The following is a 26,083-nucleotide window of genomic DNA, read 5'->3' on the forward strand; positions in this document are numbered from 1 at the left end:
CGCCGTGCTCTTGGCCGCGCAGGAGCGCATCGCTTCTACTGCCCCTTCACATAGACCCGCTTGCCGCCGATCCACGTTTCCAGCACTTGCGTGCCCCGAATCTCGGCGGGGCTGGAGGTGGAAATGTCCCGGTCGATCAGCAGGAAATCCGCCCGTTGGCCCGGCGCCAGGCTGCCGAAGCGCTTTTCCGCGAAGGCCGCATAGGCCGCCGTCCGGGTGAAAGCGTCCAGCGCCGCCTCCAACCGAACCCGCTGTTCCGGCATCCAGCCGCCCGCCGGTTGCCCCGACGCATCCTCCCGCGTCATGGCGGCGGCGATTCCGGAGAAGGGATTGGGGCTTTCCACCGGCACGTCCGACCCGAAGGCGAGCGGCACGCGATTGTCCAGCATCGCCTTCCACGCATAGGCGCCCTTCAACCGCGCCTCGCCCAGCCGCGCCGTCGCCATGCGCCAGTCGGACGTCTGGTGCACCGGCTGCATGGAGGCGACGATGCCGAACTGGCCGAAGCGCGGCAGTTCGGCCGGGTCGACGATCTGCGCATGTTCGACGCGCCAGCGCCGGTCGCCCTTGTAGGTTTCGCTCAGTTCCTGCACCGCGTCCAGCACTTCGCTGTTGGCCGCGTCGCCGATGGCGTGGACCGCGATCTGGAAATTGTCCATCGCCGCCCGGCTCATGATGTTGCGAAGCTGGGTGGAAGGGATCATCGGCAGGCCGCGCTGTCCCGGCGCATCGGCATAGTCGGCCTTCAGCCAGGCCCCCCGCGATCCGAGCGCGCCGTCCAGGACCAGCTTGATCCCGCCCATGCGCAGATGATCGTCATAGAGCCAGGGCGTCGGTTCCGGCCCGGCGATCAGCACCATGTTCTCAAGGCCGAGGGCATAGGACATGATCCGTACCCGCAGCGCGCCGCGATCCGCCGACCGGCGAAAGGCCTGCCAGTCGTCGATGCCGGTGCCCATGTCGGCAATGCCGGTGATGCCCTGCCGCAGCAGCGCCTGCTGCGCCTTTTCCAGCGCGATGTCGCGGTCCTTGGGCGCCGGGGGCGGCACCACGCGGGTGATCAGCTCCATCGCCTTGTCGACGAACACGCCGGCGGGCTTCCCCGCCGCCATTTCGATCCGCCCGCCGGCGGGCGCCCTGGTCGCGGCGGTGACGGCCGCCGCCTTGATCGCCAGCGAATTGGCCCAGCCCGCATGGCCGTCCACCCGTTCCAGCCAGACCGGAACGTCGCTGACGGCGGCATCCAGTTCGGCCGCCGTCGGAAAGCGGCCCAGGCCCCAAAGCTCCTGGTTCCAGCCCGTGCCGATGATCCATTTGCGGCCCGTATTGGCGGCGGCATAGGCCCGGATCTTCGCCTGCGCCTCCGCCAGCGATTTGGTGTCCGACAGGTCCAGCGTGATCAGCGACAGGCCATAGCCCATCACATGCCCATGCGCGTCGATCAGGCCGGGGATCAGCGTCCTGCCGCCCGCGTCCAGCTTGAAGTCGGGGCGCTTGGGCTGGGCCTGTTCCGGCTCGTTCCGCTTCCGCTTGCGGGGGCGCGGCTGCTCCGGTTCCCGGTAGCGGTCGGGCAGCAGCCTTTCCACCTTGCCCTCATCGTCGATGGTGAGCGCCCGGAAACGCACCAGCCGGCCGTCGGCGTCCAGCGCGATGCCGTTCACATTGTCGATGATGCCCGACGCGAGCGCGGGGACGGGAAGCGCCAGGGCGAGGGCGGTGGCGAGGGTGACGAGGGCGATGGCGCGGCCGTTCGCGCGCGGCTTGCCGCAGGGGCGCATTGTCGCTGGGCCAGGCCCAGGGCGAACGGCGCTGCTGGTCATGCCGGCCCTGTTCATGCCCGCGTGATCCGCCGGACGAGCGCGCTGGTGTCCTGCCGGTGGCCGCCCATCGCCTGCACATCGGCATAGAATTGGTCGATCAGCGCCGTCACCGGCAGGGTCGCGCCATTGGCCCGCGCCTCCTCCAGCGCCAGCCCCAGGTCCTTGCGCATCCAATCCACCGCGAAGCCGAAATCGAAACTGTCCGCCGCCATCGTCTTCCAGTGCTTGTCCATCTGCCAGCTTTGCGCCGCGCCGCCCGAAATCGCGTCGAACAGCTTGTCCAGGTCCAGTTCCGCCGCCTGCGCGAAGCGCAGCGCTTCGGCCAGGCCCTGCACGACGCCCGCGATGCAGATCTGGTTCACCATCTTGGCGGTCTGGCCCGCGCCCGCCTTCCCGACATGGACGATGCGCGGCGCATAGGCCTGCATCACGATCCGGGCCGCCGCGACCGCCGGTTCGCTGCCCCCGCACATGACCGCCAGGCTGGCCTTTTCCGCCCCGGCCTGACCGCCCGTCACCGGCGCGTCGACGCAGTGCAGCCCTCGGCTTTCGCCCTCCACGAACAATTGCCGCGCGATCCGCGCCGATACCGTGGTATGATCGATGAAGAGGCCGCCCGGCTTCATCGAGCGGAAGGCGCCGTCGCGGCCCAGGGTGATCTGGCTCAGATCGTCGTCGGTGCCGACGCAACTGATGACGATCTCCGCATCCTCGGCCGCCTTGGCCGGGTTGATCGCGACCGCGCCGCCATAGGCCTCCGCCCAGCGCTTCGCCTTGCCGATGGAACGGTTGTAGACGGTCAGTTCATGTCCCGCCTTCGCCAGATGCCCCGCAATCGGGCCGCCCATGACGCCCAGGCCGATAAACGCGATTTTAGCCATATGCCTCGATCAGTTGGATGCGCGCCCCGCAAGCCATAGGCAGAGTTTTCCGTCAGTGCCAGTTCCTTCCGCCGCAATTTTAAGCTAGGTGGCGCGCCATGAACACGCTGAGCAAGATAGAGAGCGCCGTGCCGCTGCCCATTTCCGTCGACGACATACTGGCGGCGCGGGTGCGAATTTCGGGCTCTGTCGTGCATACGCCGACGCTGGTCAGCCAGACGCTGTCGGCCATGTTCGGCTGCAAGGTGTATCTGAAGTTCGAGAATCTCCAGTTCACCGCCGCCTACAAGGAGCGCGGGGCGCTCAACCGATTGCTTCAGTTGGACGAGGAGGCGAAGGGGAAGGGCGTGATCGCCGCGTCTGCCGGCAATCATGCGCAGGGCCTTGCCTATCACGGCAGGCGGCTGGGCGTGCCCGTCACCATCGTCATGCCCAACACCACGCCCACGGTGAAGGTCACCCAGACGCAGGGCCATGGCGCGACCGTCGTCCAGTTCGGCGAGAAGTTCGACGACGCCTATGCCCATGCCCGCGAACTGGAGGTGCAGCAGGGCCTGACCTTCGTCCACCCCTTCGACGAGCCGGACATCATGGCCGGGCAGGGGACGGTCGCGCTGGAGATGCTGGAGGACGCGCCGGAGATCGACACGCTGATCGTGCCCATCGGCGGCGGCGGCCTGTTTTCGGGCATGGCGACGGCGGCCAAGGCGATGAAGCCCGACATCAAGGTCTATGGCGTGCAGGCGGAGCTTTATCCGTCGATGTACGACTATATCAAGGGCGCGAACCTGCCCTGCGACGGCGACACGCTGGCGGAGGGCATCGCCGTCAAGGAGCCGGGCGAACTCACCCGCCGCTTCGTCGAGCGGCTGGCGGACGACGTGCTGCTGGTCAGCGAGCGCCATCTGGAGGAAGCGGTCAGCCTGTTGCTCCAGATCGAAAAGACCGTGGTGGAGGGGGCGGGCGCCGCCGGCCTGGCCGCGCTGCTGACGCACAAGGAGCTGTTCGCCGGGCGCAGCGTGGGGCTGATCCTGACGGGCGGCAATATCGATACGCGGCTGCTGGCCAATGTGCTGCTGCGCGACCTGGCGCGATCGGGCCGGCTGGCGCGGCTGCGCATCATCCTTCAGGACCGGCCGGGCGCGCTGTTCCATGTGGCGCGCATCTTCGACCAGGAAGCGGTCAACATCCTGGAACTGTCGCACCAGCGGATCTTCACCAATCTGCCGGCCAAGGGCCTGAGCCTTGACGTGGAATGCGAGACGCGGGACGGCGCTCATCTGGAACGCCTGATCGCGGCGCTGCGCCAGGTGGGCTATGAGGTCGCGCCGATCGAGGTGGCGTAGAGGATTTGCGGCGAAGGGTGGAAAGCCGTCAATCCCCATTTCGTCACCCCGGGCTTGACCCGGGGTCCCGCTTTCTTTCTGAGTCCGCGCCCGGCTCAAGGCAGCGGGACCCCGGGTCAAGCCCGGGGTGACGGAAAACTGATGACCGCTCATGGCCATTTCCCGCCTATCGCGCAAACCTCCAGTCTCTTCTCTGCCGCTTAACCAATTTTCGTGGTAAATAAACTTTTCACAGCCGCTCGCGAACGGCATAGTCGACTCATGAATCAGGGGTCGGGCAGCGCTGTGGGGGAGATGCGGTCGTGAGTGCGCCTTTCCGCTTTCCGCGCTTTTTCGTCACCAATCCCAGCCCCTGCCCCTATCTGCCCGGCAAGAGCGAGCGGAAGGTGTTTACCGAACTCAGCGGCGACAACGCGTCCGAACTGAACGACGCCCTTGGCCGCATCGGTTTCCGCCGCAGCCAGAACGTCGCCTATCGCCCCAGTTGCGCGGATTGTTCCGCCTGCGTATCCGTGCGCGTCGTCGCGGGCGAGTTCGAACCCAACGCCACCCAGCGCAAATTGCTGCGCCGGAACGAAGACCTGGTCATCACCGCCTGCAAGCCCTGGTCGACGGAGGAGCAGTTCGAACTGCTCCAGCGCTATCTGCGCGCCCGGCATCCCGGCGGCGGCATGACCGAAATGGACGAAATGGACTTTGCCGACATGGTCGAACAGACCCCGGTGGAAAGCCATGTCGTCGAATATCGCGAACCCGGCGAGAACGGCCGTCCCGGCAGGCTGATCGGCGCCTGCCTGACCGACCGGCAGGGCGATGGCCTGTCGATGATCTACAGCTTCTTCGATACGGAGCTGGAGCATCGCAAGGGGCTGGGCAACTTCATCATCATGGACCACATCCTGCGCGCGGCGAAGGCCGGGCTGCCTTATGTCTATCTCGGCTATTGGGTCGAGGGATCGCAGCGGATGCAGTACAAGATCCGCTATCGGCCGCTCGAACGGCTGAGCCGCAACGGCTGGGCGCGGTTCGACCCGCAGGAGCAGGCGCAGGCGGCGCGGCAGGCGGAAAGCCGCGACGATCCGGCCTTGCCCCGCGAACTGGCGGCGATCTTCCGCAAATAAAACCCGATGGCCACCGGGGACAGGCCGGGCGCAGGCTGTATCGACATTCGGCCCTGGTGGCCTGCAAATGGTCGAAGCGAGTCACGCGCTTCGCTTCAAGAGTCGCGAAAAGCCGCCAATTTTCGGCTCGTCATCTTCAAAATATCGATTCAGCCCAGGGACGTCTTCGCATGGCCGGCCCGGAACGGCTTTGCGTCATCATGGATTTATTACGTACTACGCTATTGGAAAGCTTATTTAACTTTTTCCGTTACTGCTTTCCGATGGGTTGCGGAAATAGCGATGGATCAGGGTCGATAGATGGACCGTTTTGCTGATCGCAGATTTGGGGAATTTGCCTCCGGACTGGCTCGGGAAGGGCTGGGATGGGATTCATTCTTCTATCGCAACGAACTGTCCTTCTCCCCTGTTTTCCAGCGCGTTTCGCCGCCGCTGATTCGCTGGATCGCCGACCGTCGCGGCCGCATATTGTCGCGGGAGATCATGTCGGACCTCTTCGCCCGTCATTTTTCCGGCGACATCACCGGCAATGGCTGGCGCGCCATGCTGGACAGGCATGACTGGAAGGCGCTGGCCGACGCGGCCAGGCGCTCTGCCCGGCCAGATCCCGTTCCCGTCCGGATGCGCACGCTGGCCGGAGAGACCAGGACGGGGATCGTGCGCATGACGCTGGTCGCGGAACCCGATGAGGCGCCGCTGTGGTACGGAACGATAGAGGACATAGACGAGCGCCACGACCTTGACCGCCACGCATTGGCGGCCGCCCTGGCGGAAAGCCGGCAGCATTATCGCTGGTCGGTCGAACTCAGTCCGCAGGTTCCCTGGACGGCGTCGGCGAGCGGCGACATCGAAGAGGTGGGCCCTCGCTGGCAGGAACTGACCGGCATCGCCCCGGCGCGCGCGCGGGGTAGGGGATGGATCGATTCGCTGCATCCCGACGATGTCGACCGGACGCTGGCCGTCTGGTCGGAAAAGCTGCGCACGGGCGATCCCGTCGATGTCGACTACCGGCTGCGCCTTTCCGACGGCGGCTATCGCTGGATGCGCTCCCGCGCATCGGCGCGGCGGGACGCGAAGGGCCGGATCGTGCGCTGGTACGGCACGCTGGAGGATATTCACGCGCAGAAGCTGGCGCAGCGCGAACTGGCCAACAGCGAGGAGCGCTTCCGCCTGGCGGTGCAGTCGGCGCGGCTGGGCATATGGGATTTCGACGCGGTCGCCGGCACGCGGACATGGTCGCGGGAATTCCGGACCATGCTGGGCCTGTCCGACACCGAACCGGCGACCAGCGAACTGGCATTGCGGCTGGTGCACCCGGAGGACCGGCCGCGCCTTGCCGAAATGCTGGACGTCGTCGCGAGCGAGCGCATGCCGCCGCATTTCGAGGCCACGCTGAGGGTGTACAGGGCCGATACCGGCGCCCTGCGCTGGATCAAGAGCGTCGGCTGGAGCAGCTTTTCCGATTCCGGCAAGCCGCTGCGCGTCATCGTCACTTTCCAGGATGTGACCGAGGAGAGGAACAGCGAGGAACGCATACGCTGGGCCGCCACGCACGATCCGATGACGCGCATGCCCAATCGGGCGCTGTGGCAGGCGACATTGGAGGAGATGACGGAGCAGGCGCGGCGGACGGGGGAGAGCTTTGGCCTCATCCTGGTCGACATCGACGACCTGAAGCGGACCAACGACACGCTGGGCCATGATGCGGGCGATGCGCTGCTCTGCGGCTTTGCGCAGCGTTTCGCCTCCTGCGCGCCGGCCGATGCCATGATCGGGCGGCTGGGCGGCGACGAGTTCGGCATGATTGCGCCCTCGCTGGCCAGCAGCGCGGCGCTTTCGGCGTGGAGCGCCGAATTGCTGGGCGGGGTGCGGGTGCCCTATGTCCATAATGGGCGGTCGCTCGACTATGGGATCAGCATGGGCGGCGCGGTCTTCGGCGAACATGGCGAGGACGCGGCGGAATTGCTGAAGGCGGCGGACCTGGCGCTCTATGCGTCCAAATCCACCGGGCGGGGGCGGCTGACGCTGTTCCAGTCGCAATTGCGCGCCGATGCGCAGCAGCGCAGTTCGATGATCCACATGGCGCGCCAGGCGATCGTGGACGATCTGGTCGTCCCCTATTACCAGCCCAAGGCGGACATGCGAACCGGCCGGATTTTGGGCTATGAGGCGTTGCTCCGCTGGGAGCATCCCCGCACCGGCGTGCATTCGCCCGATACCATCGCCGCGGCTTTCGACAATGCGGAACTGGCGGTCGAACTCACCGAAAAGATGCTGGCGAAGGTCGTCCGCGACGTCGACCGATGGCTGCGCGCAGGCCATGATCCGGGCCGGGTCGCCATCAACGCGTCCGCCGCCGATTTCATTCAGCATGATTTCGCCGACTATGTCCTCGCGCATCTGGCGCGCTGCGCCGTCCCGCCGCAGCAGTTCGAGATCGAGGTGACGGAGACCGTTTTCCTGGGCCGGGGCGCAGAACAGGTTGAGCGGGCGCTGCACCGCCTGTCGTCGGCGGGCGTGCGGATCGCGCTGGACGATTTCGGCACCGGCTACGCATCGCTCAGCCATTTGAAGCAATATCCGGTCGACGTGCTGAAGATCGACCGCAGTTTCATCAGCAATATCGAGCAGGATGCGGGCGACGCCGTCATCGTCGACGCCATCGTCAAGCTGGGCAGCAGCCTGGGCATGGAGGTGGTGGCCGAAGGCGTCGAAACCGCCGGGCAGGTCGAGATGCTGATCGCGCGCGGCTGCACCATCGGCCAGGGTTACCTGATGGGAAGGCCCCGGCCCTGGGCGGCGGTGCGCTCGCGCGCTGCCTAGGGCATCGTGCGTTCAACGGATCCAGCCATTTGCGCTGACTAGGCAGCGTGGACAAATTCAAGACTCGCCGGACTGAGTGATTTGAGTGGGGAGTGGACGTTCCCCTATTCGTCACGCCTCCCCCTATTCGTCACCCCGGGCTTGACCCGGGGTCCCGCTGCCTTGGACGAGGCGCGGCACTTAGAAGGAAAGCGGGACCCCGGGTCAAGCCCGGGGTGACGGAAAACTGATGACTGCTATTGGCCATTTCCCGACATTTCCGAATTTGTCCACGCTGCCTAGCCACTGCGGCGGTCGACAGGCTCGGTCCCTGCTCAGCGCGAATATTGCGCGATGCTCCAGTTCCGTTTCGCATGGTGGAAGCGCAGCGTGTTCCCGCCTCGCAGGAACACGGTTCGGCTTGAACGCCGGCTTTCCGCTCGAATCCGTCCCGCGATGCCGGGGCAGTGGATCTGTTCTACCGCCCCCTGCGCCTGCGGACCGGAACCTCGGTCACATAGGTGTGGGTGGTGGTGACGGCGGGCTGGATCACGACGGTCGTGGTGGTGGCGCCCGGATAATAATAGCCGCCCGATATGAAGCCCGGCGCCTGCGTCGTCGTGACGACGGGTTCTCCCGGACCGCCATGCCGCTCCGTCCGGTTCGGCCTGGCGGCATAGGGCGGCGGGTCGAAATCGACGCCCGGTCCACCCTGGACCTGCCCTTCGAAACGGCCTTCATAATCGCCGCTGAAGGTCTTGCCGTCCTTGTCGCGCCAGGTGCCGCTCCAGCGCCCTTCATAGCCGAGCGGCGGCGGAGGCGGGCCATCCCGCGCGGTGACTTCGTCATCATAGCGCAGGCCAGGCGGCGGCGCGTCGCCCGCCTCCTCCCATGCGACGCCGCTGCGATAATCGCGCACGCGGCCGTCCCGGTCGGTCATCACCGCATCGTCATAATAGCGCGACCAGCCATGGCCGCTGACGGGCGCCGGCAGCCCATAGGCGCCATGGTCGCGGATATGATAGGCAGGGCTGATCCAGTAGCGCGGCAGCACATAGCCCACCACCGGCCGGCGATAGGCCGCCCAGCCGCCCGGCGCGTACCAGCCCGCGTGCCAGCGGCCCTGATGGCGCGGACCCCAGCGGTGAACCGTCGCGCCCGCATGCATTGGCGCTCGGGCGGCGATGGCTCCGCCCCTGGCCGGCCCGTTCGCGGAAACCGGCGCCGTCAAACCGATCGCCAGGCCGGCGCCGGCCAGGATGAAGCTCCGGATATGCATGCTCGAATCCCTGTTTTCGGCTGATATGTTAACGGCTTGTTTAGCATGATGGACGGCCGCCATCCAAGCGTCGGCATTTTCAGGCCTGTCCCGAAAAGGGGCAGGCCCCTAAACCAGACGCGGCGCGATCCGCCCGACCAGCGCCTCCAGCCCGCTTCTGTCCGCACTGTCGAAGCGCGCCGGGATCGGGCTGTCCAGGTCCAGCACGGCGACGACCCGGCCTTCGACGATCACCGGCACGACGATTTCCGATGCGCTGGCGGCGTCGCAGGCGATATGGCCGGGAAAGGCGTGCACATCCTCCACCAGTTGAGTCTGGCCGCTGGCCGCCGCGGCGCCGCAGACGCCCTTGCCCAGCGGGATGCGGATGCAGGCCGTCTTGCCCTGAAAGGGGCCAAGGACCAGTTCGCCGTCCACCATCCGGTAAAAGCCCGCCCAATTGAGGTCGGGCAGGAATTGCCAGATCAGGGCGGAGACATTGGCCATATTGGCGATGGCGTCGGGCTCGCCCGCCGTCAGCGCATCGGCGGCGGAGAGCAGGTCTTCGTGGAGCGCGGCTTTGTCGGCACCGGCCGGAGGAGAAAAATCGAACATGGCCGGCATATAGGGTGTGGCGCGGGTGCAGGCCAGCCCGGTTAATCCAGCCTTACCTTGCCGCGTCCGGCCTTGACCGAACTGCGCGCCTTCTTGGCGTCGACGCGCCGCGCCTTGGCGGCCTTGCCCGGCCTGGTCGCCTTGCGCGCCTTGGGCACGATGGTGGCTTCCCGGATCAGTTCCACCAGCCGGTCCAGCGCCTCCTGCCGGTTCAGGAGCTGCGACCGCGATCCTTCGGAGCGGAGGATCAGCACCCCATCCGCCGTCATTCGCCGCCCGGCGATGACCGCCAGACGGTGCTTGACCGCCTCCGGCAGCGACGGGCTGTTCGCCACGTCGAAGCGCAGTTGCACCGCGCTGTCGGTGGTGTTCACATGCTGGCCGCCGGCCCCCGTCGAGCGGACGAAACTTTCCGTCAATTCGTCGCTGTCGATGGAGATCGACCGGGTGACGGGGATGCGGGGCAAGGGCGCTAAAGCCGGGCCTGTTCGAGCAGTTCCTGCCCGAAGCCCGCCGCCGCAAAGGTCGCGGGCAGGGGGGCGGTCGCCTCCGCCGGCGGCTTTTCCCCGCGGGGAATGCTGAGGAAGCGGCTGTGCAGCAGCATCGGCCCCTGGCCCGATCCATAGACCGGATCGCCCGCAATGCCGAAGCCCAGGCCATGCAGCGCATGGGTCCGGATCTGGTGGGTGCGTCCGGTGCGGGGGGTGAAGACGATCAGCGCCCGTCCATCCTTTTCCGCGATCTTGCGCCATTCGGTGAACGCGGCCTTGCCTGCCTTCGCCGGGATCATCCGCCAGCCCTGGGCAGGCGTGCTGACCTTCTTGAGCGACAGGTCGATGGCGCCGCTGTCCTCCGCCGGGACGCCGTCCACCACCGCGACATAGCGCTTCGCGACCGTCCCCGCCTCGAAGGCGGCGGCGAAGCGCTTGTGCGCCTTGGGATTGCGGGCGAGCAGCAGGCAGCCGCTGGTGTCGCGGTCCAGCCGGTGAACCGGCAGCGGCCAGCGCTGGAAGCCGAAGGTCAGCGAGGACAGGTGGTTTTCCAGCGAAAGCGACCCGTCACGCGGCGCGTCGACGGGCAGGCCCGCCGGCTTGTCGAGGATGATGGCCTCGCCATCGATGAACAGAACTCGGTCATGAAGCAGGGACAAGGGGCGTTTTTCCGTAAATGCAGGGCAGCGATTGACGCGCGTGCGGCTTCCTATAGGGCGTGGAGGGCATGGAGAACAGGGGGCATGAGGCGCATCCGCCGGGCGGAGGGCGGCTGGAATGGATCGATGTCGCGCGCGGCATCGGGATCGTCGCCGTGGTCGTCGGCCATGTGTGGACGCGCGGCGGGCTGCGCGATGCGATGTACAGCTTCCACATGCCGCTGTTCTTCCTGCTGTCGGGCCTGCTGTCCCGCCCGCAGGCGGCGGGACGCTTCGCCCGCCGCCAGCTTGCGTCGCAGATGCGGCCCTATGCGGCTTTCCTGATCCTGCTGATCCTGGCGGACCAGATCATAGAGACGATGAAGGGCGGCAGGCCGATCTTCCATGACTGGCCGGGGGATCTGGCGCCGATAATGCTCGGCGGCTCATGGTTGCGGGGACCGTTCACCATCTTCTGGTTCGTGCCCTGCCTGATGATGGCGCGCATCCTGTTCAACATGGCGCTGGCCCGCTGGCCAGACCCGCTCGACCGGCGCTGGGCGCTGCTGATGCTGCCTGCCCTGCCGATCGCCTATGGCGCGGTGCGGTTCGCCGGCCTGTCGCCGCTGGGCATGCTGACCGTGCCCATGGCGCTGGTCCTGCTCTGGGTGGGGGCGGCCTGGCAGCGCGTGAACTGGCGAGGCTGGATGCTGGCGCCGCTGGTCCCGCTGTCGCTGGCCGGGCTGACGGCGCTGCTGCCGACGCTCAACATGAAGGCCGCCGACTATGGCTGGCCCCTGCTGTCCATCGGATCGGCCGTGGCGACCAGCCTGCTGCTGTTCCGCCTTTCGGTGCGGATCGCGCCTTTCAGCGGCTGGATCGCCGCCATCGGGCGAGCGTCGCTGGTGATCATGTATCTCCATGTGGCGGTGATCCACTATCTCTCGCCCTATGTGGGCAGGCCGTGGCTGCTGGCGCAGGCGCTGCTGATGCCGATCGCCGCCTATTATCTGATCCGGGCCGTTCCCGGCGCGCGAAGGATTTTCCTTTAGGCTGTGTCGACATTCAGCCCTGACGGACGCTCCCTCTATTCGTCACCCCGGACTTGATCCGGGGTCCCGCTTTCTTGTCTGAGTGCCCGCCTCGTCCAAGGCAGCGGGACCCCGGATCAAGTCCGGGGTGACGGTGGGGCAATGAGCGAAATTGGCCATTTCCCGACATTTTCGAATTTGTCCACGCGGCCTGGGACCGCTTCGTCAATGCAGGTGCCGCAGCTTGTCGGGATTGCGCATCACATAGATGCCGGTGACGCATCCATCCTCTATGTCGAGCGCCGTGGTCTGGAGTTCGCCGTCCGCCTCGCGGGTGACGAAGCCGGGGAGGCCGTTGATCAGCCCCACGCGCACCAGCGTCGAGCCATATTTGCCGAACAGCACGGCCAGCGCCTTGTGGACCTGCATCACCTGGCCGAAGCCCAGCACGGGGACGATCGCGGCGGGGCGCTTGCCGCCGCCGTCGCTGTGCAGGCTGACATCCTGGGCCAGCATTGCGCCCAGCGCCGTCATGTCCCCGCTGCGCGAGGCGGCGAAGAAGGCGCCGGCGATCTCCAGCCCGCGCTGCCTTTCCACCCGGTATCGGGGCCGGGCTTCCCGCACATGGGCCCGCGCCCGCGCCGCCAGTTGGCGGCAGGCCGCCGGATCGCGCTCGACCGTGGCGGCGATTTCCTCGAATCCGACGCCGAAGACGTCATGCAGCAGGAAAGCCGCCCGTTCCAGCGGCGACAACCGCTCCAGCGCCAGCATCAGCGGCAGGGTGACGTCCTCCTCTTCCTCGCCCTCATCCACCACCGGATCGGGCAGCCAGGGGCCGATATAGGTTTCGCGGTTGCGCCGCGCCGACTTGAGCTGGTCCAGGCACAGCCGCGTCACCGCGCGGCGCAGGAACGCCTCCGGCTCGCGCACCGCTTCCCGGTCGGCGCCCATCCAGCGGATGAAGGCTTCCTGCACCACATCCTCGGCATCCGCGACCGAACCCAGCATGCGATAGGCGACGCGGATGAGGCGGGGACGCAGCGGATCGAAGCTCTCCGCTGCGTCCCCATGCGTCCCCTGCGCCATCACGCAGCCGCCCTGGCGGGCGTGTCGTGCCAGAGGCCGAAGCCCACCGCGATGCGGTTCCAGCCGTTGATGACGTTGATCATCAGGGTCAGCTTCACCTGCTCCTCCTCCGAAAACTCGGCCGCCAGCGCCTCATGGGCCGCTTCATGGCTGTGCCCTTCGGAAAGGCGCGTCAAGGCCTCCGTCCATTGCAGCGCGGCGCGTTCGCGGGCCGTGTAGCAGGGCGCCTCCCGCCAGGCGGAGAGCAGGTAGATGCGCTGTTCGCTTTCGCCCTGGGCGCGGGCTTCGGCCGTGTGCATGTTGATGCAGTTGGCGCACTGGTTGATCTGCGACGAGCGGATCTTGACCAGTTCGATGAGGCTCGGCTCCAGGCTGGCGTTGATGGCGGTGGAGGTGGCGAACCAACTCTTCATGAGCTGGGGCGCGGCGGCGAAGGGATCGAGCTTGGCGGTCATGTCAGCACCTTTCTTCTGGGGTTGTGCCGACATGACGAGACAGGATGGGCTGGCGTGACATGGGTTGCGAAAAAAATGCGATGCGGGGATTGGGGGGCGGTTTCCCGCCACCCCTCCTTTCGTCACCCCGGGCTTGACCCGGGGTCCCGCTGCCTTGGACGAGGCGCGGCACAGACAAGAAAGCGGGACCCCGGGTCAAGTCCGGGGTGACGGTGGGGCAATGTCCTGATTGGCCAACAGCCGCCGTTGCCGTCCCGCTTCGGGAGCGCCTGCCGCCAAGCTCATTTCCCGACCCTTATCTCGAACAGCCTGGCCCAGTTCTTGCCCGTCACGAACAGGCGGTCGGCCTTTGCGTCATAGGCGATGCCGTTCGCCACGGCCTCGCTGTCCCTGGCGCCGCTCGCCTTCAGGAGGGGCGCGATGTCGAGCCAGTCGATGACCGCGCCCGTGCGCGGGTCGATCCGGACGATATGGGTGTCGTACCAGATATTGGCCCAGATCTCGCCCTTCACATATTCCAGCTCGTTGAGCCGCTCCACCAGACGGCCGTTCCATGTCACCGTGATCCGGCGCTCCTCGGTCAGTCCTTCGGGGTCCAGGAACCGCAGTTGCGCGGTGCCGTCGCTCATGATGAGGCTGCGCCCGTCCTGCGTCAGGCCCCAGCCTTCGCCTTCGTAGCGAAACTGGGAAACCGGCGAGAAGTCGTCCAGCTTCCAGACGAAGCCCTGCCGATGCCGCCAGGTCAGGCTGATCAGCCGGTCCTTCCAGTTGACGATGCCCTCGCCGAAATAGGGGCGGGGAACGATGCGGCGGGCCAGCACCTTGCCGCTTTTGGGGTCGACCTTCCGGATTTCCGACTCGCCCTCCAGCCCCGTGCTCTCGTACAGGGCGCCGTCGTGGTAGAAGAGTCCCTCCGTAAAGGCGCCGGGATCGTGCGGATAGCTTCGCACCAGCTTCCATCGCGTCTCCGCCTGGGCCGGGACGATCAGCAGCCATGCGCCCAGCAGCGCGAAAAGAGCGCGCCTCATTCGGCGGCCTGATCCATCATCGCTCCGGCAAGCCAGCCGGGCAGGTCGGCGGCGTCGATATCCTCCACGCGCCGCAATTCGATGGACAGGCCAAGGTCAGGCAGCGCCGCCTTCTGGCGCTTCTCATCGGCCCGCGCGAGCGGCACGGCCACCAGGCGCCGGTTCACCTTGTTGCGATAATGCATGCGGGCGGTGTTTTCCTGCCCGACATAGCAGCCCTTGTCGTAATCGACGCCGCCCAATTCCCCGGCATTGGCTTCCAGCCAGAGAATCTGGTCCTGGCCCAGTTCGCCCACGCCCTCGAATATGCCGAGCGACAGCCGGTGCGCCCGGAAGGCCGCCGAAGCGTCGCCCTCGTCCGCCGGCGCGATCCAGCGATGGCCAAGCTGCGGCAGGCGGGGGTCGAACGGCTTGCCGGGCGCCTCCAGCGCCCAATGCACCGCCAGTTCATCGGCCCGCGTAATGGCGACCTTGCGCCGCAGCCGGTAGAGCGCCAGCCGCCTGGCCAGCGCGTCCGCCTGCGCGCCCTCGCAATCGATCAGCACGTCCCCGCCGTCCGCCCACAGGATGAAGTCGAACAGCGCCTTGCCCTGCGGCGTCAGCAGCGCGGTCCAGCGCGGTTCGCCCTCCTTCAACCCCGGCACGTCGCGGGTGAGCAGGCCTTGCAGGAAGATTTTAGCCTCCTCGCCGGAAATTCTGAGGAGCGCGCGGTCGGTAAGGGTGGTGCCGGTCATCGGCTTTAGGTAGGACAATCGCCCATCATATCCAAGCCCACCCCCCAAGCTGGCGAGACCGACATGACTTTCGACCTCCTCCTCAAGAACGGCACCGTGCACACCCCCGGCGGCGCGGAAAGCGTGGACGTGGGCGTCAGCGGCGGCAGGATCGTCGCCATCGGCACATCTTTGGGCGGCGCGGGCGAAGTGATCGACTGCACCGGCCTGGACGTGCTGCCGGGCTGCATCGACAGCCAGGTCCATTTCCGCGAGCCGGGGCTGGAGCATAAGGAGGATCTGGAATCGGGCAGCCGCGCCGCTGTGCTGGGGGGCGTCACCGCCGTGTTCGAAATGCCGAACACCAACCCCAATACCGACACCGCCGAGCGCGTGCACGACAAGCTGAAGCGCGCCCGTCATCGCATGTGGTGCGACCATGCCTTCTATGTCGGCGCCACCGCCGACAACGCCGAACAGTTGAGGGAACTGGAACGCATCCCCGGCACGTCGGGCGTCAAGATCTTCATGGGCGCATCGACCGGCAGCCTGCTGGTCGACGATGACGACGCCCTGTCGCGAGTCCTGGCCAGCGGCACCCGCCGCGTCGCCATCCATGCCGAGGACGAGGCGCGGATGAACGCCCGCAAGGATTATCGGGTGGAGGGCGATCCGTCGTCCCACCCGGTCTGGCGCGACGATGAAAGCGCGATGATCGCGACCAGGCGCATCATCGACCTGGCCCGCAAGGCGCGCCGCCGCATCCACATATTGCATGTGACGACGCCCGCCGAACTGGAATATATCGCCCGGAACAAGGACATCGCGACCTGCGAAGTCACGCCCCAGCATCTGACCCTGGCGGCGGAGGACGCCTATCCGCGCCTGGGCACCTATGCGCAGATGAACCCGCCGATCCGGTCGGGCGCGCATCGCGACGGCCTGTGGCATTGGCTGAACCAGGGGGTGCCGGACGTTCTGGGCAGCGACCATGCGCCGCATACGATAGAGGAGAAGGCGAAGCCCTATCCCGCATCGCCCAGCGGCATGCCGGGCGTCCAGACGCTGGTGCCGCTGCTGCTCAACCATGTGGCGGAAGGGCGCCTGTCGCTGCGCCGGTTCATCGAACTGACCTCTTCGGGGCCGCAGCGCGTCTTCGGCCTGGTGGGGAAGGGGCGCATCGCGCTCGGCTATGACGCGGACTTCACGGTGGTCGACCTCAAGAAGCGCTGGACCGTCGGTCGCGACTGGCTGGCATCGCGCTGCGACTGGTCCCCGTTCGAGGGGATGGAACTGACCGGCAAGGCCGTCGGCACCATCATCCGCGGCCGTCGGGTGATGTGGGAAGACGCGCTCGCCAACCAGGCCGTGGGGGAGCCTGTGCGGTTCGAGGCGACAGAGTTCGCTTAGGCCGTCGCCAGGCGATTGCGACGGGCGGCGGTCAGGCTGTCCGCCGCGAACAGGATGAGGCTGAGCCAGATCAGCGCGAAGCTCGTCATCTGCCCCGCGGTCAGCCTTTCGCCGAACAACAGGATGCCGCACAGGAACTGCATCGAGGGCGCCAGATATTGCAGCAGGCCAAGCGTCGCCATCGGCAGCCGATGCGCGGCGGTCGCGAACAGCAGCAGCGGCACTGTCGTCACCGCTCCGGCGGCGATCAGCAGGATGGTGGTCGGCGCGTCCTGCCCGAAGCTGATGCCGCCATGCGCGGACAGCCAGAACAGATAGGCCATGGCCGCCGGCATCAGCAGCAGGGTCTCCACGCCCAGCCCGGCCATCGGCGCGACCGGCGTCAGTTTCCGGATCAACGCGTAGAAGGCGAAGCTCAGCGCCAGCGCCACGCTGATCCAGAGCGTGGTGAGGGCGGTCGCGGCCATGATGGCGACGCCGACCGCCGCGATTCCCACCGCCGCCACCTGCCCCCGCCGCAGCCTTTCGCGGAGCAGCAGCACGCCCAGTCCCACCGTGACGAGCGGATTGAGGAAATAACCCAGGCTGGCGGCGAGCACATGCCCGGCGTTCACCGCCCAGACATAGGTCAGCCAGTTGGCGCCGATCATCACCGCCGACGCGGCAAGGGCCGAAAGCAGCCGCCGGTCGCGCAATATCGGCCCCAGATCGGCCAGGCTTCGCCGCGCCAGCAGCAGCGCCAGGATCAGCAGCAGCGACCACAGGATGCGCTGGCTGACGATCTCCACCGCGTTCACATGATGCAGCAGCTTGAAATAGATCGGCAGCAGGCCCCACAGGCCATAAGCCGTCACCGCGGCGATCAGGCCGCGGCGGACCGCCCGTTCCGATGGCGGAAGGGAATTCAGAGGATGCCTCCGCCCAGGAACAGCCGCAGCGCGCCGAATCCCGCAACGATCAGGCAGAAATTGCGCCCGCCGTTCCTGGCCGAGAACATGCCGACAAACGCGCCCAGCAGCGCCATCGGCACCAGCAGCCAGTTGAGCGCACCCAGCAGCGGAAAGACCGCCGGGATCATCAGGATGAGGGTGACGAGGCCGATCAGGGCCGACAGCATGTTGAGCATGATCGCACAAATGGCGCTTCGCCGGGGGAAGGGCAAGATGGACGGCGGGGCCAGTTGGCGCGGATTGGCCCGGCGCGGGAGAAAATTCGCGGATTCACCACAATCCCTAACGAAAAATTAACCTCTGATATTCATCCCTTGTTTACGAAGGAGTGAAGCCATGGCGTCTGTTCGATCTTTCTGTGTTCTGGCGATGATCGTCGCCCTGCCGCTGGCGGGCTGCGGCAAGAAGGCGGATGATCTGAACGCGCTCGACGCCCAGCTCACCAACAATGCGGCGGATGCGCTCGCCAACCAGATCGTGGTCGATCCCCGGCTCGCCGGCCAGTCCCAGGCCAGCGCCAGGCTGCCTGCGCTGAAGGGAGAGGCCGCGACCGCCCTCGCGGCGGCGGTGAAGCTCGCCGGCGGCAGGCTGCTCGCCGCGCCCGCTCCGGCGGAAGGGGAGGCGAAGGAGTCCGAATCGACGCTCGCCGCCGTGGCCGGCGAACAGAAGAAGCCGGGCGGCAACGCCTTTTGCCGCGAACAACTGGTGCAAGGCGCGCAGTGGGCCAACCGCCTGCCCGAACCCTTCACCGTCTATCCCGGCGCGCAACTGACGGAGGCGGCGGGCGCGGAAAAGGACGGATGCACGTTGCGCGCGGCGACGTTCGTGACCCCCGTGCCGTGGCAGAGCGTGATGGATTTCTACTATACCCAGGCGCGCCGCGCGGGTTTCGACGCCGAACACAGGGTGATGGGCGGCGACCATGTGCTGGGCGGCACGCGCAAGGGGGACGGCAGCGCCTTCCTGCTGCTGTTCACCCAGGCGCCCGGCGGCAGGACCAGCGTCGACATGCTGGCGGATAACGGGCGATAAGGGCGAAGGCAAGTCGGGCTCTGGCCAATAGCAGCCACTAAATCCTCCCTGCGCGCAGCGTGGGGAGGGGGACCGCTCGCGAAGCGAGGGGTGGAGGGGAAATGGCGCGACCTGCGCATTTTCCCCTCCACCAGCCTTCGGCCGGTCCCCCTCCCCATCTATCGATGGGGAGGATTAAGAACGTCCGCTCTCCACCCATAGCCTCCATGCCTATCCTCCACTTCGTCGGCGCGCCCTTCTCCCAAGGCCAATGACCGCTTTCCAAGCCTTGCAGAAATGCTCTAGGGCGGACGGCATGACCAATATTCTTCTCGTCATGGCAGGGGGCGCCGTCGGATCGGCCCTGCGATACCTGCTCGGGCGTCTTGCTGCGCAGATGATCCCCGGCGCCTCGTGGCCCTGGGGGACGTTCGGCGCGAATGTCGTCGGCGGTTTCACCATGGGGCTGCTCGCCGGATGGCTGGCGCGCTTCAACGCGCCGTCGGGCGAGCCGATCCGCCTGCTGCTGGCCGTGGGCCTGCTCGGCGGCTTCACCACCTTCTCCTCCTTCAGCCTGGAGACCATGCTGATGATGGAGCGCGGACAGACGGGCATGGCGCTCGGCTATGCGGTCCTTTCCGTCGTCGGCGCCGTGGGCGCGCTGGCCGGCGGCCTGGCCGTGATGAGGACCGTCGCATGAAGGGGCGTCCTCCCGGCAAATCTTCCGGCCCGCGCAAGTCCGGCACCGCTCCTGCGGGTCGTGCGCGGGGGGCGGTCAAGGCCGCTCGCGCCCGCAAGCCCGATGCGCCCAAGGCCGGTCCCAGGCCGCCTGCCGCGAAACCTGCCGCAAAACCCGCAGCCGCGAAGCCGGCCAAGCCGTCCCCAGCCAAGGGCGTTTCGCTGGATGTCCGGCAGTTCCGCGTCGGCGCGGATGACGACGGCATTCGGCTCGACCGCTGGTTCCAGCGGCATCTGCCCGATGTTGGCTTCAACACCGTCTCCCGCTGGGCGCGCACCGGCCAGTTGCGCGTCGATGGCGCCCGCGCCGCGCCGGGCGACCGCATCGCCGAGGGCCAGAGCATCCGCGTGCCCCCCGCCGAACCCAAGGCGCCCGAAACCGCGAAGCCCAGGCGCGTCCGCCCGCAACTGACCGACGATCAGATGGCCTTCGCCCAGGGACTCGTCATCCATCGCGACGCGCAGGCCATCGTCATCAACAAGCCGCCTGGCCTCGCCACCCAGGGCGGCACCAAGACGGACGATCATGTCGACGGCCTGCTCGATGCGCTGGAGTTCGACCTGGACCAGCGGCCCAAGCTCGTCCACCGGCTGGACAAGGACACGTCCGGCGCGCTGCTGATCGCTCGCACCGCCCGGTCGGCCGCCTATTTCGCCAAGGCCTTTTCCAGCCGCACGGCGCGCAAGGTCTATTGGGCCATCGTGATGGGCGTGCCCTCCATCGAGGACGGCATGATCGAACTGCCCATCGCCAAGCAGCCCGGCACCGGCGGCGAGAAGATGCATGTGGATGAGGAGGAAGGGCTGCCCTCCCGCTCGCGCTATCGCGTGATCGAGCGGGCGGGCAACCGCGCCGCCTGGGTGGAGCTGCAACCCTATACCGGCCGCACCCACCAGTTGCGCGTCCATATGGCGGCCATCGGCCATCCCATCGTCGGCGACGGCAAATATGGCGGCAAGGACGCCTTTCTGAGCGGCACGATCAGCCGCAAGATGCACCTTCACGCCCGGCGCATCCGGGTCGATCATCCCGATGGCGGCCCGGTCGACGTGCGGGCCGAACTGCCGGAGCATTTCGCCGCCAGCCTTGCCTCGCTGGGCTTCGACCTGTCCGCCGGCGACCTGCCGCTGGACGAGGAGATCGCCCGCCCGCCCACGCGGGAGGATGAGAAGAAGGCCGCCCGCGCCCATGCCAAGCAGATCCGCAAGGGCCGCAAGGGCGAAAGGCGCGCGCGCGGCTCCGGCGGGGGAGCGCGCGGGAAGTCATGACGAACAGGCTTGCGGTGTTCGATTGCGACGGCACGCTGGTCGACAGCCAGCACAGCATCTGCGCCGCCATGGTCCGCGCGTTCGAGGGCGAGAAGCTGACGGCGCCCGACCGGGCGGCGATCCTGCCGGTCATCGGCCTGTCGCTCCCGCTCGCCATGGCGCGCCTGCTGCCCGATGCGGAGGTCGGTTATCATGACCATCTGTCGGAAAGCTACAAGCTGGCCTTCCAGCAGCTTCGCCGGGAAAATGCGGTGTCGGAACCGCTTTATCCCGGCATCGCCGCGCTGATCCGCGAACTGGATGCCGATGGCTGGCTGCTCGGCGTCGCCACCGGCAAATCGGACCGGGGATTGCGCCTCTGCCTTGCCCATCATGGCATCCATGCCCATTTCGTGACCTTGCAGACCGCCGACCGCCATCCGTCCAAGCCGCATCCCTCCATGCTGTTGGCCGCCATGGCCGAAGCGGGAACGACGCCCGAAAGCACGGTGATGATCGGCGACACCAGCTTCGACATCGACATGGCGCTGTCCGCCGGCACGCGGGCGCTGGGCGTTGGCTGGGGCTATCACACGCCGCAGGAGCTGATCGGCGCGGGCGCGCATGGCGTCGCCATGGACAGCGAGGAGCTGCGCGGCCATATCCACGCTTCCCTCATGCGATCCCTATGACCGACATGCCGCCCGTTCCGCCCGTCGACCCCGAAAAGGTCGCCCGCCAGCGCTTCTTCGCGCTCGGGCTGTTCCGCCTGTCGGGCGCGCTGCTGGTGATGTTCGGATTCCTGGTGCTGATGCAGCGTTTCCATTGGGTGCAGGGGAGCAAGGCGAAGGCCATGGGCGCGATCTTCGTCCTCGTCGGCCTGTTCCAGTTCGTCATCGTTCCGCGCCTGCTGCTCGCGCTGTTCAGGAAACCGCCGCAATCATGAAGCGCTTTTATGAGGACGCCGCCGTCGTCGCGGGCGAATCCGGTTTCGAAATCCGCCTGGACGGCCGCCCGGTCCGCACGCCGGCCCGCGCGGCGCTGGCGCTGCCCACCCAGGGGCTTGCGGAGGCGATCGCCGAGGAATGGCGCGCGCAGGGCGAAACGGTCGACCCGCGTTCCATGCCGTTCACGGGCCTTGCCAACGGGGCCATCGACCAGATCGCGCCCCACAGCGGGAGCTTCGCGGCGGGGATCTCCCGCTATGCCGAAAGCGACCTGCTCTGCTATCGCGCGGAGGGGCCGGCGGAGCTTGTCGCGCGGGAGGCCGCGTCCTGGGATCCGCTGCTGGATTGGGCCATGGCGCGCTATGACGTCGCCTTTCGGGTGACGCAGGGCGTCGTTCCGGTCGCCCAGCCCGCCCGGACGCTGGAAAGGCTGGCGGCTGCCGTCGCTGCGTTCGATCCCTTCACGCTCGCAGGGCTGTCGACGCTGGTGACGCTGTCAGGCTCGCTCGTCTGCGGTCTCGCGGTGGTGGAGGGCGGCCATGACGCGGACCTGATCTGGACGGCGGCCGAGATCGACGAAGCTTGGGAAGTCGAACAATGGGGCGAGGACAAGGAGGCTGCCGCCCGGTCGGCGCGGCGCAGGCACGAATTTGCCATGGCCCGAGCCTTTTGCGAGATGACCCGCGCCTGACCGGGTGGGAATGACGTCGCCTCTTCGTTCAATATCAACGAGCGGGCAGCCCTTCGCGCCCGCTTCCGTTGCATGATCGAGGAGTGTCCATCTTGCCGTCCCGTACCTTTCTCGTCGCCCTGATCGCCCTGTCCGCGCCGCTGGCGGCGCCGGCGCTTGCGCAGGAGGCGGCGCAGGCCGCTCCCGCCGCAGGCCAGATGACGCCGGAGCAGATCGCTGCCTTCAACCAGGCGGTCACGGATTTCACCGCCGGACAGACCGCGCAGCAGGCCGGCGACAATGCCGGCGCCGCCGCGAAATATGAAGCCGCGCTGCCCGCCATCCGCACGGCGGTGCAGGCCGATCCCGCCAAGATCGACAATGTGAATTTCCTCGCCAACGCGCTTTACGCCAATGCGGCGGCGCAGGGCGCGCTGGGCAGGATGGACAAGGTGATCGCGCTCTACACCGAATCCGCGCCCTATTGGCGCAAGCTGGTGGAGGCGAAGCCCGCCGACGCCGCCAGCCGCAATATCTTCGCCGGCATATTGATCCAGATGGGCAATCAGAAGCTGGCCGGCAGCGACAAGACCGGCGCTGATCCCCTCTATCAGGAGGCGCTGGCCCTCGCCCGCAAGTCCGTCGCGGAAAACGCCCAGGACGCGGTGTCCCGGAACATCCTGCTGTCGGCGCTGATCGGGGCCAGCCAGACCGGCAACGACCCGGCCCTGTCCGCCGAAGCGCTGAACATGGGCAAGGCGATGCTGAGCGACGGCACCATCGATGCGATGAACAGGCCCTCCATCGAGGCGATGACGGGCGCCAAATCGGGCTGACGCGGCTTTCCGTTCGTCCAGAGCGGGTTTCGATCTGATTGAATCAGCTCTCCGCTCTGGATTCGTGGTTAATCAGCGATCGGTTCCGTTCGCTTGGAATCGCCCTAGCGCCAAGGTCGCAACTGGCTCCTGCCGTCGCAGGGCCGCGCCGAAAGCTCTTGTCCTAGGCAGCGTGGACAAATTCACAAGACTTGCCGGACTGAGTGATTTGGGTGGTTTCCCGCCACCCCCTCCTTTCGTCACCCCGGGCTTGACCCGGGGTCCCGCTGCCTTGGACGAGGCGCGGCACTCAGAAAGAAAGCGGGACCCCGGGTCAAGCCCGGGGTGACGGTGGGGCAATGTCCGCAACTGGCCATTTCACGACATTTTCGAATTTGTCCACGCTGCCTAGGCCGTTATGCCTGTGATCTTGTCGGCATAGAGCAGCCGACCCGGCCCCATCAGGCCGATGAATTGCGGCAGCATATGGCGGGCAAGCGCAAAGCAGCCCTCGCTGCGGCCGATCTTGCCCCAGCTCGCGATATGGTTCTCGCTGACATAGTCCGCGCCATGCACGACGATGGCGCGCATTTCCGCATTGTTGTTCTGCGGATCCAGCCCGGCCAGCCGCATCGCCCGGCCATGCTGGCCCTCATAGATTTCGCCGGTCTTGAACGCGCCCGAACTGCTCGCCAGCGAATTGGGCTCATTGGAAAAGCTGTGGAGCCATCCCGAATGCTCCGGGTCGGAACCGCGGCCGTGGGCGACCAGATAGGAACTGGCCTGTCCGCCGATCAGATCGACCACATGGAAGCGCAATTCGCGGGACGGCGCGTTGAAATCGGCCAGCGCCACCCGGTCGCGCAGCGTGAACATATGCCCATGCTGGTCCAGCGCGGCCTTGGCCCGTTCCAGCAGTTTCGCATAGGGCTGGGCAGCGAGCGGTCCCGGCGAGGCGGGGCGCGGAGCCGGAGGAATGGCCGGCTGCGGCTGCGTTTCGCCCAGCGGAGCGGCCCGCCCGGCACTGTCGGCAAGAAACGAAAAAGCCAGCCCGCTCAAAGCGAGCTTGGTAAAATTACGACGATCCATGAATCGCAATATAGCAAAGGAGCGGCGACAGTCCAAGGGCGCCGCCGGATCGCCGCCGCCGTCCATCCCCCATGATGCCCGGAAAACCGTCGTCCCGCCTCCTTTCCGGGGCGGGAGACCGCGGCCGATGCCTGGGGGCCTATTCGGTGGCGTTCGCGCCTTCGTCGCCGCCAAGGCGCGCGGTCATGCCGGTCGCGGCGGCGTCATCCTCTATCTGCTGCTGTTCGGAAATGCTGGGCGGCGGGGCGGGTTCCGGCGCGGCATTGTTGCTCGGCTCCGGCGTCGGGGCCGCGGGTTCTTCCTCGATGACGTTCTCGACAGGCGGTTCGACCAGATTGTTGGTCATGGGCGCCTCCTCCTCCTTCTTGCCGCAGGCGGCGAGGACGAGCGTGCCGGCAAGGGCGAAAAGGGCGAGTTTGCGCATGAAGATCAATCCTTGGATGCGATGGTGGCGGCGGGCGCGGCGGTCGGATCGACGCGGCGGCTGGACGCCTCGATCTTCGCCGCCAGCAGCTTGTCCCAGCCATAGGGATCGGAACGGAAGTTCATCGTGCCGTTATTGCCGGCAAAGGCGGTCCAGTAAAGCAGGTACACCGCCACTTCCTTCGGCAGCGACACGCGCTGGGTCTTGCCGGTGTCGATCAGCGACTGGATCTTGCCCGCAAGGTCGGGATCGCTCGCCACCATCAGTTCCGCCAGCGGCACGGGCTTTTCCAGGCGGATGCAGCCATGGCTCGCCAGTCGGTCATAGCTTGAGAATTTCGCTCGCGACGGGGTGTCGTGCAGGTAGACGGCGAAGGGATTGTTGAAGTCGAACTTCAACCGGCCCAGCGCGCTGTTGGGACCGGCGGGCTGCACGATGCGCTCCCCGGTCTCCGGCGTGCCGACGATCTTGTAGCCCTGACGGATCAGCGCGGCGCGCCCCTTGGGCCATAATTCGCGCTTGGCGATGGAGGCGGGGACGTTCCACGGCGGATTGACCACGATGGAATGGATGCTGGAAACCAGCATCGGCGTCGCATTGTCGGGCGCGCCCGTCACGGCGCGCATCGACGTCACCGGCTGGTCGCCCTCGAACACGGTCAGCACGGCGGCGGCGATGTTCACCTGCACCCGGTTGACCGGCAATTGCCGTGGCATCCAGCGCCAGCGTTCCATATTCGCCATGATCGCGGCGATGCGGTCGTCCACCGGCACGTTCAGTTCCCTGAGCGTCCGGGCGTCCAGCAGGCCGGTGGGGTTGAGGCCATAGCGCCGCTGCGCCCGTTGCAGCACGTCGACCAGCTTTTCGCCGGGCGTGACGCTCTTGTCCTCTATGGCGATGCGCGCCCGCACGACATCGGGCGAGGATTGCGCCGTCAGCGTCGGCCAGCCGCCCGCATCGCGAATCCGCTCATAATTGGCGAGGCCCTTGCGCAGCCCGTCATAGCCCGCATAGGGCGGCGTCAGGCTGAGCGCCCATTGCGGCAGCCTGTCTTCGGCGATCGCCTTGGCAAGGCCGGGCCGGGGGTCGAACCGCGCCGGGCGCAAGGCCCAGATCTCCAGGAAATCGGCGGTGTCCACGCGCCCGGTGCTGAGCGCCTTCGCCCGGTCCAGCACGGCGGACAGAAGCGCGTCGCCCTTCAGTTCTCCGGTCGCCCTGGCCCGCGCCATCAGCCCCTGCACCGCGCCGCCCTTCAGCCATTCGTTCAGCCATTTTTCCTGCGCCGCCGAGGGTTGCGGCAGCGGCACGGGCGGCGGCGTGACGATGGCCGGGGGCAGGATGACCTGCGGGGCGGGGGGCTGCGACGAGGGCGCCGGCATGGTCGGCGCGACGGCGGGCGGCTGCGCCGCCGCGGGCAGCGCGACGGCGGCCAGGAGGGAAATTACGGAAAAACGGATCATTTCAGGACGGTTCATGCTGGACCAGATAGCGCAAAG

General features: G+C 67.2%; 27 protein-coding genes. 12 read left to right on the forward strand and 15 right to left on the reverse strand.

Translation table 11 applies throughout. The features are described from left to right. Positions 1-35: 35 nt before the first annotated feature. Both Sj15T_RS03405 and Sj15T_RS03410 read right to left on the reverse strand, forming a co-directional pair. Positions 36-1,778, reverse strand: a complete 1,743-nt coding sequence (locus tag Sj15T_RS03405) for an amidohydrolase (protein ID WP_013039884.1) — start codon at positions 1,776-1,778, stop codon at positions 36-38. Positions 1,779-1,831: 53 nt separating this feature from the next. Beyond that, positions 1,832-2,701: an NAD(P)-dependent oxidoreductase gene (locus Sj15T_RS03410; protein WP_007688461.1), complete on the reverse strand. Its 870-nt coding sequence runs from the start codon at positions 2,699-2,701 to the stop codon at positions 1,832-1,834. Between the two features lie 98 nt (positions 2,702-2,799). Between Sj15T_RS03410 and Sj15T_RS03415 the strand changes: the two genes are divergently transcribed. From Sj15T_RS03415 to Sj15T_RS03425, 3 genes are all read left to right on the forward strand, one after another. After that, the gene (locus Sj15T_RS03415) at positions 2,800-4,047 is read left to right on the forward strand and encodes a threonine ammonia-lyase (protein WP_007688463.1); all 1,248 of its coding nucleotides are present in this window, start codon (positions 2,800-2,802) and stop codon (positions 4,045-4,047) included. Between the two features lie 302 nt (positions 4,048-4,349). Then, entirely contained in the window at positions 4,350-5,168 is an 819-nt protein-coding gene (locus Sj15T_RS03420) for an arginyltransferase (RefSeq protein WP_013039885.1), read from the forward strand. Positions 5,169-5,468: 300 nt separating this feature from the next. Next, positions 5,469-7,991 (forward strand): EAL domain-containing protein, encoded by a 2,523-nt coding sequence (locus Sj15T_RS03425; protein WP_013039887.1) that lies wholly within the window; start codon positions 5,469-5,471, stop codon positions 7,989-7,991. Between the two features lie 457 nt (positions 7,992-8,448). Here the strand turns inward: Sj15T_RS03425 and Sj15T_RS03430 are convergent, their stop codons facing one another. From Sj15T_RS03430 to Sj15T_RS03445, 4 genes are all read right to left on the reverse strand, one after another. Beyond that, on the reverse strand, positions 8,449-9,249 hold the full coding sequence (locus Sj15T_RS03430) for an RcnB family protein (RefSeq protein WP_013039889.1): 801 nt from the start codon (positions 9,247-9,249) through the stop codon (positions 8,449-8,451). A 108-nt stretch (positions 9,250-9,357) separates the two neighbouring features. Further along, positions 9,358-9,843 carry a GAF domain-containing protein gene (locus Sj15T_RS03435; RefSeq protein WP_041386351.1) on the reverse strand — a complete coding sequence of 162 codons (486 nt, stop codon included), beginning with the start codon at positions 9,841-9,843 and terminating at the stop codon, positions 9,358-9,360. A gap of 41 nt (positions 9,844-9,884) precedes the next feature. Continuing rightward, the gene (arfB, locus tag Sj15T_RS03440) at positions 9,885-10,310 is read right to left on the reverse strand and encodes an alternative ribosome rescue aminoacyl-tRNA hydrolase ArfB (RefSeq protein ID WP_013039891.1); all 426 of its coding nucleotides are present in this window, start codon (positions 10,308-10,310) and stop codon (positions 9,885-9,887) included. Between the two features lie 5 nt (positions 10,311-10,315). Beyond that, positions 10,316-10,993 (reverse strand): RNA pseudouridine synthase, encoded by a 678-nt coding sequence (locus Sj15T_RS03445; RefSeq protein WP_013039892.1) that lies wholly within the window; start codon positions 10,991-10,993, stop codon positions 10,316-10,318. Positions 10,994-11,061: 68 nt separating this feature from the next. Here Sj15T_RS03445 and Sj15T_RS03450 point away from each other — a divergent pair, with 68 nt between their 5' ends. Then, on the forward strand, positions 11,062-12,024 hold the full coding sequence (locus Sj15T_RS03450; protein WP_041385843.1) for an acyltransferase family protein: 963 nt from the start codon (positions 11,062-11,064) through the stop codon (positions 12,022-12,024). Positions 12,025-12,228: 204 nt separating this feature from the next. On the opposite strand, the gene Sj15T_RS03455 is transcribed toward Sj15T_RS03450, so the two are convergent. From Sj15T_RS03455 to Sj15T_RS03470, 4 genes are all read right to left on the reverse strand, one after another. Continuing rightward, positions 12,229-13,089, reverse strand: coding sequence for a sigma-70 family RNA polymerase sigma factor (locus Sj15T_RS03455; RefSeq protein ID WP_013039894.1), 861 nt, complete (start codon positions 13,087-13,089; stop codon positions 12,229-12,231). Continuing rightward, positions 13,089-13,544 (reverse strand): carboxymuconolactone decarboxylase family protein, encoded by a 456-nt coding sequence (locus Sj15T_RS03460; protein ID WP_013039895.1) that lies wholly within the window; start codon positions 13,542-13,544, stop codon positions 13,089-13,091. The genes Sj15T_RS03455 and Sj15T_RS03460 overlap by 1 nt, the downstream gene beginning before the upstream one ends. Positions 13,545-13,825: 281 nt before the next feature. Then, on the reverse strand, positions 13,826-14,572 hold the full coding sequence (locus Sj15T_RS03465; RefSeq protein ID WP_013039896.1) for a glutaminyl-peptide cyclotransferase: 747 nt from the start codon (positions 14,570-14,572) through the stop codon (positions 13,826-13,828). Further along, positions 14,569-15,306, reverse strand: a complete 738-nt coding sequence (locus tag Sj15T_RS03470) for a folate-binding protein YgfZ (protein ID WP_013039897.1) — start codon at positions 15,304-15,306, stop codon at positions 14,569-14,571. Before Sj15T_RS03470 ends, Sj15T_RS03465 begins: the two co-directional genes overlap by 4 nt. 63 nt (positions 15,307-15,369) lie before the next feature. Between Sj15T_RS03470 and Sj15T_RS03475 the strand changes: the two genes are divergently transcribed. Then, positions 15,370-16,695, forward strand: coding sequence for a dihydroorotase (locus tag Sj15T_RS03475; RefSeq protein WP_013039898.1), 1,326 nt, complete (start codon positions 15,370-15,372; stop codon positions 16,693-16,695). On the opposite strand, the gene rarD is transcribed toward Sj15T_RS03475, so the two are convergent. Then, positions 16,692-17,561, reverse strand: coding sequence for an EamA family transporter RarD (rarD, locus tag Sj15T_RS03480; RefSeq protein ID WP_338057853.1), 870 nt, complete (start codon positions 17,559-17,561; stop codon positions 16,692-16,694). The genes Sj15T_RS03475 and rarD overlap by 4 nt on opposite strands. A 38-nt stretch (positions 17,562-17,599) precedes the next feature. Next, the gene (locus Sj15T_RS03485) at positions 17,600-17,821 is read right to left on the reverse strand and encodes a hypothetical protein (RefSeq protein ID WP_007688490.1); all 222 of its coding nucleotides are present in this window, start codon (positions 17,819-17,821) and stop codon (positions 17,600-17,602) included. Positions 17,822-17,981: 160 nt separating this feature from the next. Here Sj15T_RS03485 and Sj15T_RS03490 point away from each other — a divergent pair, with 160 nt between their 5' ends. The 7 genes from Sj15T_RS03490 (at position 17,982) to Sj15T_RS03520 (ending at position 23,095) form a co-directional block, all read left to right on the forward strand. Beyond that, the gene (locus Sj15T_RS03490) at positions 17,982-18,677 is read left to right on the forward strand and encodes a hypothetical protein (RefSeq protein WP_013039901.1); all 696 of its coding nucleotides are present in this window, start codon (positions 17,982-17,984) and stop codon (positions 18,675-18,677) included. Positions 18,678-18,972: 295 nt separating this feature from the next. Then, positions 18,973-19,356, forward strand: coding sequence for a fluoride efflux transporter CrcB (gene crcB, locus Sj15T_RS03495; RefSeq protein WP_013039902.1), 384 nt, complete (start codon positions 18,973-18,975; stop codon positions 19,354-19,356). Then, complete coding sequence (locus Sj15T_RS03500; protein ID WP_013039903.1) at positions 19,353-20,663, forward strand: RluA family pseudouridine synthase; 1,311 nt, start codon at positions 19,353-19,355, stop codon at positions 20,661-20,663. The genes crcB and Sj15T_RS03500 overlap by 4 nt, the downstream gene beginning before the upstream one ends. Continuing rightward, positions 20,660-21,334, forward strand: a complete 675-nt coding sequence (locus Sj15T_RS03505; protein ID WP_013039904.1) for an HAD-IA family hydrolase — start codon at positions 20,660-20,662, stop codon at positions 21,332-21,334. Before Sj15T_RS03500 ends, Sj15T_RS03505 begins: the two co-directional genes overlap by 4 nt. Then, positions 21,331-21,588: a hypothetical protein gene (locus Sj15T_RS03510; RefSeq protein ID WP_013039905.1), complete on the forward strand. Its 258-nt coding sequence runs from the start codon at positions 21,331-21,333 to the stop codon at positions 21,586-21,588. Before Sj15T_RS03505 ends, Sj15T_RS03510 begins: the two co-directional genes overlap by 4 nt. Continuing rightward, the gene (locus Sj15T_RS03515) at positions 21,585-22,280 is read left to right on the forward strand and encodes an ATP12 family protein (RefSeq protein WP_013039906.1); all 696 of its coding nucleotides are present in this window, start codon (positions 21,585-21,587) and stop codon (positions 22,278-22,280) included. The genes Sj15T_RS03510 and Sj15T_RS03515 overlap by 4 nt, the downstream gene beginning before the upstream one ends. Before the next feature lie 92 nt (positions 22,281-22,372). After that, complete coding sequence (locus Sj15T_RS03520; RefSeq protein ID WP_007688503.1) at positions 22,373-23,095, forward strand: hypothetical protein; 723 nt, start codon at positions 22,373-22,375, stop codon at positions 23,093-23,095. Positions 23,096-23,482: 387 nt separating this feature from the next. On the opposite strand, the gene Sj15T_RS03525 is transcribed toward Sj15T_RS03520, so the two are convergent. The 3 genes from Sj15T_RS03525 to Sj15T_RS03535 form a co-directional block, all read right to left on the reverse strand. Next, positions 23,483-24,163, reverse strand: coding sequence for a murein L,D-transpeptidase catalytic domain family protein (locus Sj15T_RS03525; protein WP_041386353.1), 681 nt, complete (start codon positions 24,161-24,163; stop codon positions 23,483-23,485). A gap of 139 nt (positions 24,164-24,302) precedes the next feature. Further along, complete coding sequence (locus Sj15T_RS03530; protein ID WP_013039909.1) at positions 24,303-24,587, reverse strand: hypothetical protein; 285 nt, start codon at positions 24,585-24,587, stop codon at positions 24,303-24,305. Between the two features lie 5 nt (positions 24,588-24,592). Beyond that, positions 24,593-26,047 (reverse strand): L,D-transpeptidase family protein, encoded by a 1,455-nt coding sequence (locus tag Sj15T_RS03535; RefSeq protein ID WP_013039910.1) that lies wholly within the window; start codon positions 26,045-26,047, stop codon positions 24,593-24,595. Positions 26,048-26,083 lie beyond the last annotated feature (36 nt).

The sequence above is a fragment of the Sphingobium sp. TA15 genome (genome assembly GCF_037101235.1).
Classification (GTDB): Bacteria; Pseudomonadota; Alphaproteobacteria; order Sphingomonadales; family Sphingomonadaceae; genus Sphingobium; species Sphingobium indicum.

Bases quoted from the DNA above. Each gene is read 5' to 3' on its own strand.
- Sj15T_RS03405 (WP_013039884.1), bottom strand. From the start codon at position 1,778: ATGCGCCCCTGCGGCAAGCCGCGCGCGAACGGCCGCGCCATCGCCCTC.
- Sj15T_RS03410 (WP_007688461.1), bottom strand. From the start codon at position 2,701: ATGGCTAAAATCGCGTTTATCGGCCTGGGCGTCATGGGCGGCCCGATT.
- Sj15T_RS03415 (WP_007688463.1), top strand. From the start codon at position 2,800: ATGAACACGCTGAGCAAGATAGAGAGCGCCGTGCCGCTGCCCATTTCC.
- Sj15T_RS03425 (WP_013039887.1), top strand. From the start codon at position 5,469: ATGGACCGTTTTGCTGATCGCAGATTTGGGGAATTTGCCTCCGGACTG.
- Sj15T_RS03430 (WP_013039889.1), bottom strand. From the start codon at position 9,249: ATGCATATCCGGAGCTTCATCCTGGCCGGCGCCGGCCTGGCGATCGGT.
- Sj15T_RS03435 (WP_041386351.1), bottom strand. From the start codon at position 9,843: ATGTTCGATTTTTCTCCTCCGGCCGGTGCCGACAAAGCCGCGCTCCAC.
- Sj15T_RS03450 (WP_041385843.1), top strand. From the start codon at position 11,062: ATGGAGAACAGGGGGCATGAGGCGCATCCGCCGGGCGGAGGGCGGCTG.
- Sj15T_RS03455 (WP_013039894.1), bottom strand. From the start codon at position 13,089: ATGGCGCAGGGGACGCATGGGGACGCAGCGGAGAGCTTCGATCCGCTG.
- Sj15T_RS03460 (WP_013039895.1), bottom strand. From the start codon at position 13,544: ATGACCGCCAAGCTCGATCCCTTCGCCGCCGCGCCCCAGCTCATGAAG.
- Sj15T_RS03465 (WP_013039896.1), bottom strand. From the start codon at position 14,572: ATGAGGCGCGCTCTTTTCGCGCTGCTGGGCGCATGGCTGCTGATCGTC.
- Sj15T_RS03470 (WP_013039897.1), bottom strand. From the start codon at position 15,306: ATGACCGGCACCACCCTTACCGACCGCGCGCTCCTCAGAATTTCCGGC.
- Sj15T_RS03475 (WP_013039898.1), top strand. From the start codon at position 15,370: ATGACTTTCGACCTCCTCCTCAAGAACGGCACCGTGCACACCCCCGGC.
- Sj15T_RS03485 (WP_007688490.1), bottom strand. From the start codon at position 17,821: ATGCTCAACATGCTGTCGGCCCTGATCGGCCTCGTCACCCTCATCCTG.
- Sj15T_RS03490 (WP_013039901.1), top strand. From the start codon at position 17,982: ATGGCGTCTGTTCGATCTTTCTGTGTTCTGGCGATGATCGTCGCCCTG.
- crcB (WP_013039902.1), top strand. From the start codon at position 18,973: ATGACCAATATTCTTCTCGTCATGGCAGGGGGCGCCGTCGGATCGGCC.
- Sj15T_RS03500 (WP_013039903.1), top strand. From the start codon at position 19,353: ATGAAGGGGCGTCCTCCCGGCAAATCTTCCGGCCCGCGCAAGTCCGGC.
- Sj15T_RS03505 (WP_013039904.1), top strand. From the start codon at position 20,660: ATGACGAACAGGCTTGCGGTGTTCGATTGCGACGGCACGCTGGTCGAC.
- Sj15T_RS03510 (WP_013039905.1), top strand. From the start codon at position 21,331: ATGACCGACATGCCGCCCGTTCCGCCCGTCGACCCCGAAAAGGTCGCC.
- Sj15T_RS03515 (WP_013039906.1), top strand. From the start codon at position 21,585: ATGAAGCGCTTTTATGAGGACGCCGCCGTCGTCGCGGGCGAATCCGGT.
- Sj15T_RS03525 (WP_041386353.1), bottom strand. From the start codon at position 24,163: ATGGATCGTCGTAATTTTACCAAGCTCGCTTTGAGCGGGCTGGCTTTT.
- Sj15T_RS03530 (WP_013039909.1), bottom strand. From the start codon at position 24,587: ATGCGCAAACTCGCCCTTTTCGCCCTTGCCGGCACGCTCGTCCTCGCC.
- Sj15T_RS03535 (WP_013039910.1), bottom strand. From the start codon at position 26,047: ATGATCCGTTTTTCCGTAATTTCCCTCCTGGCCGCCGTCGCGCTGCCC.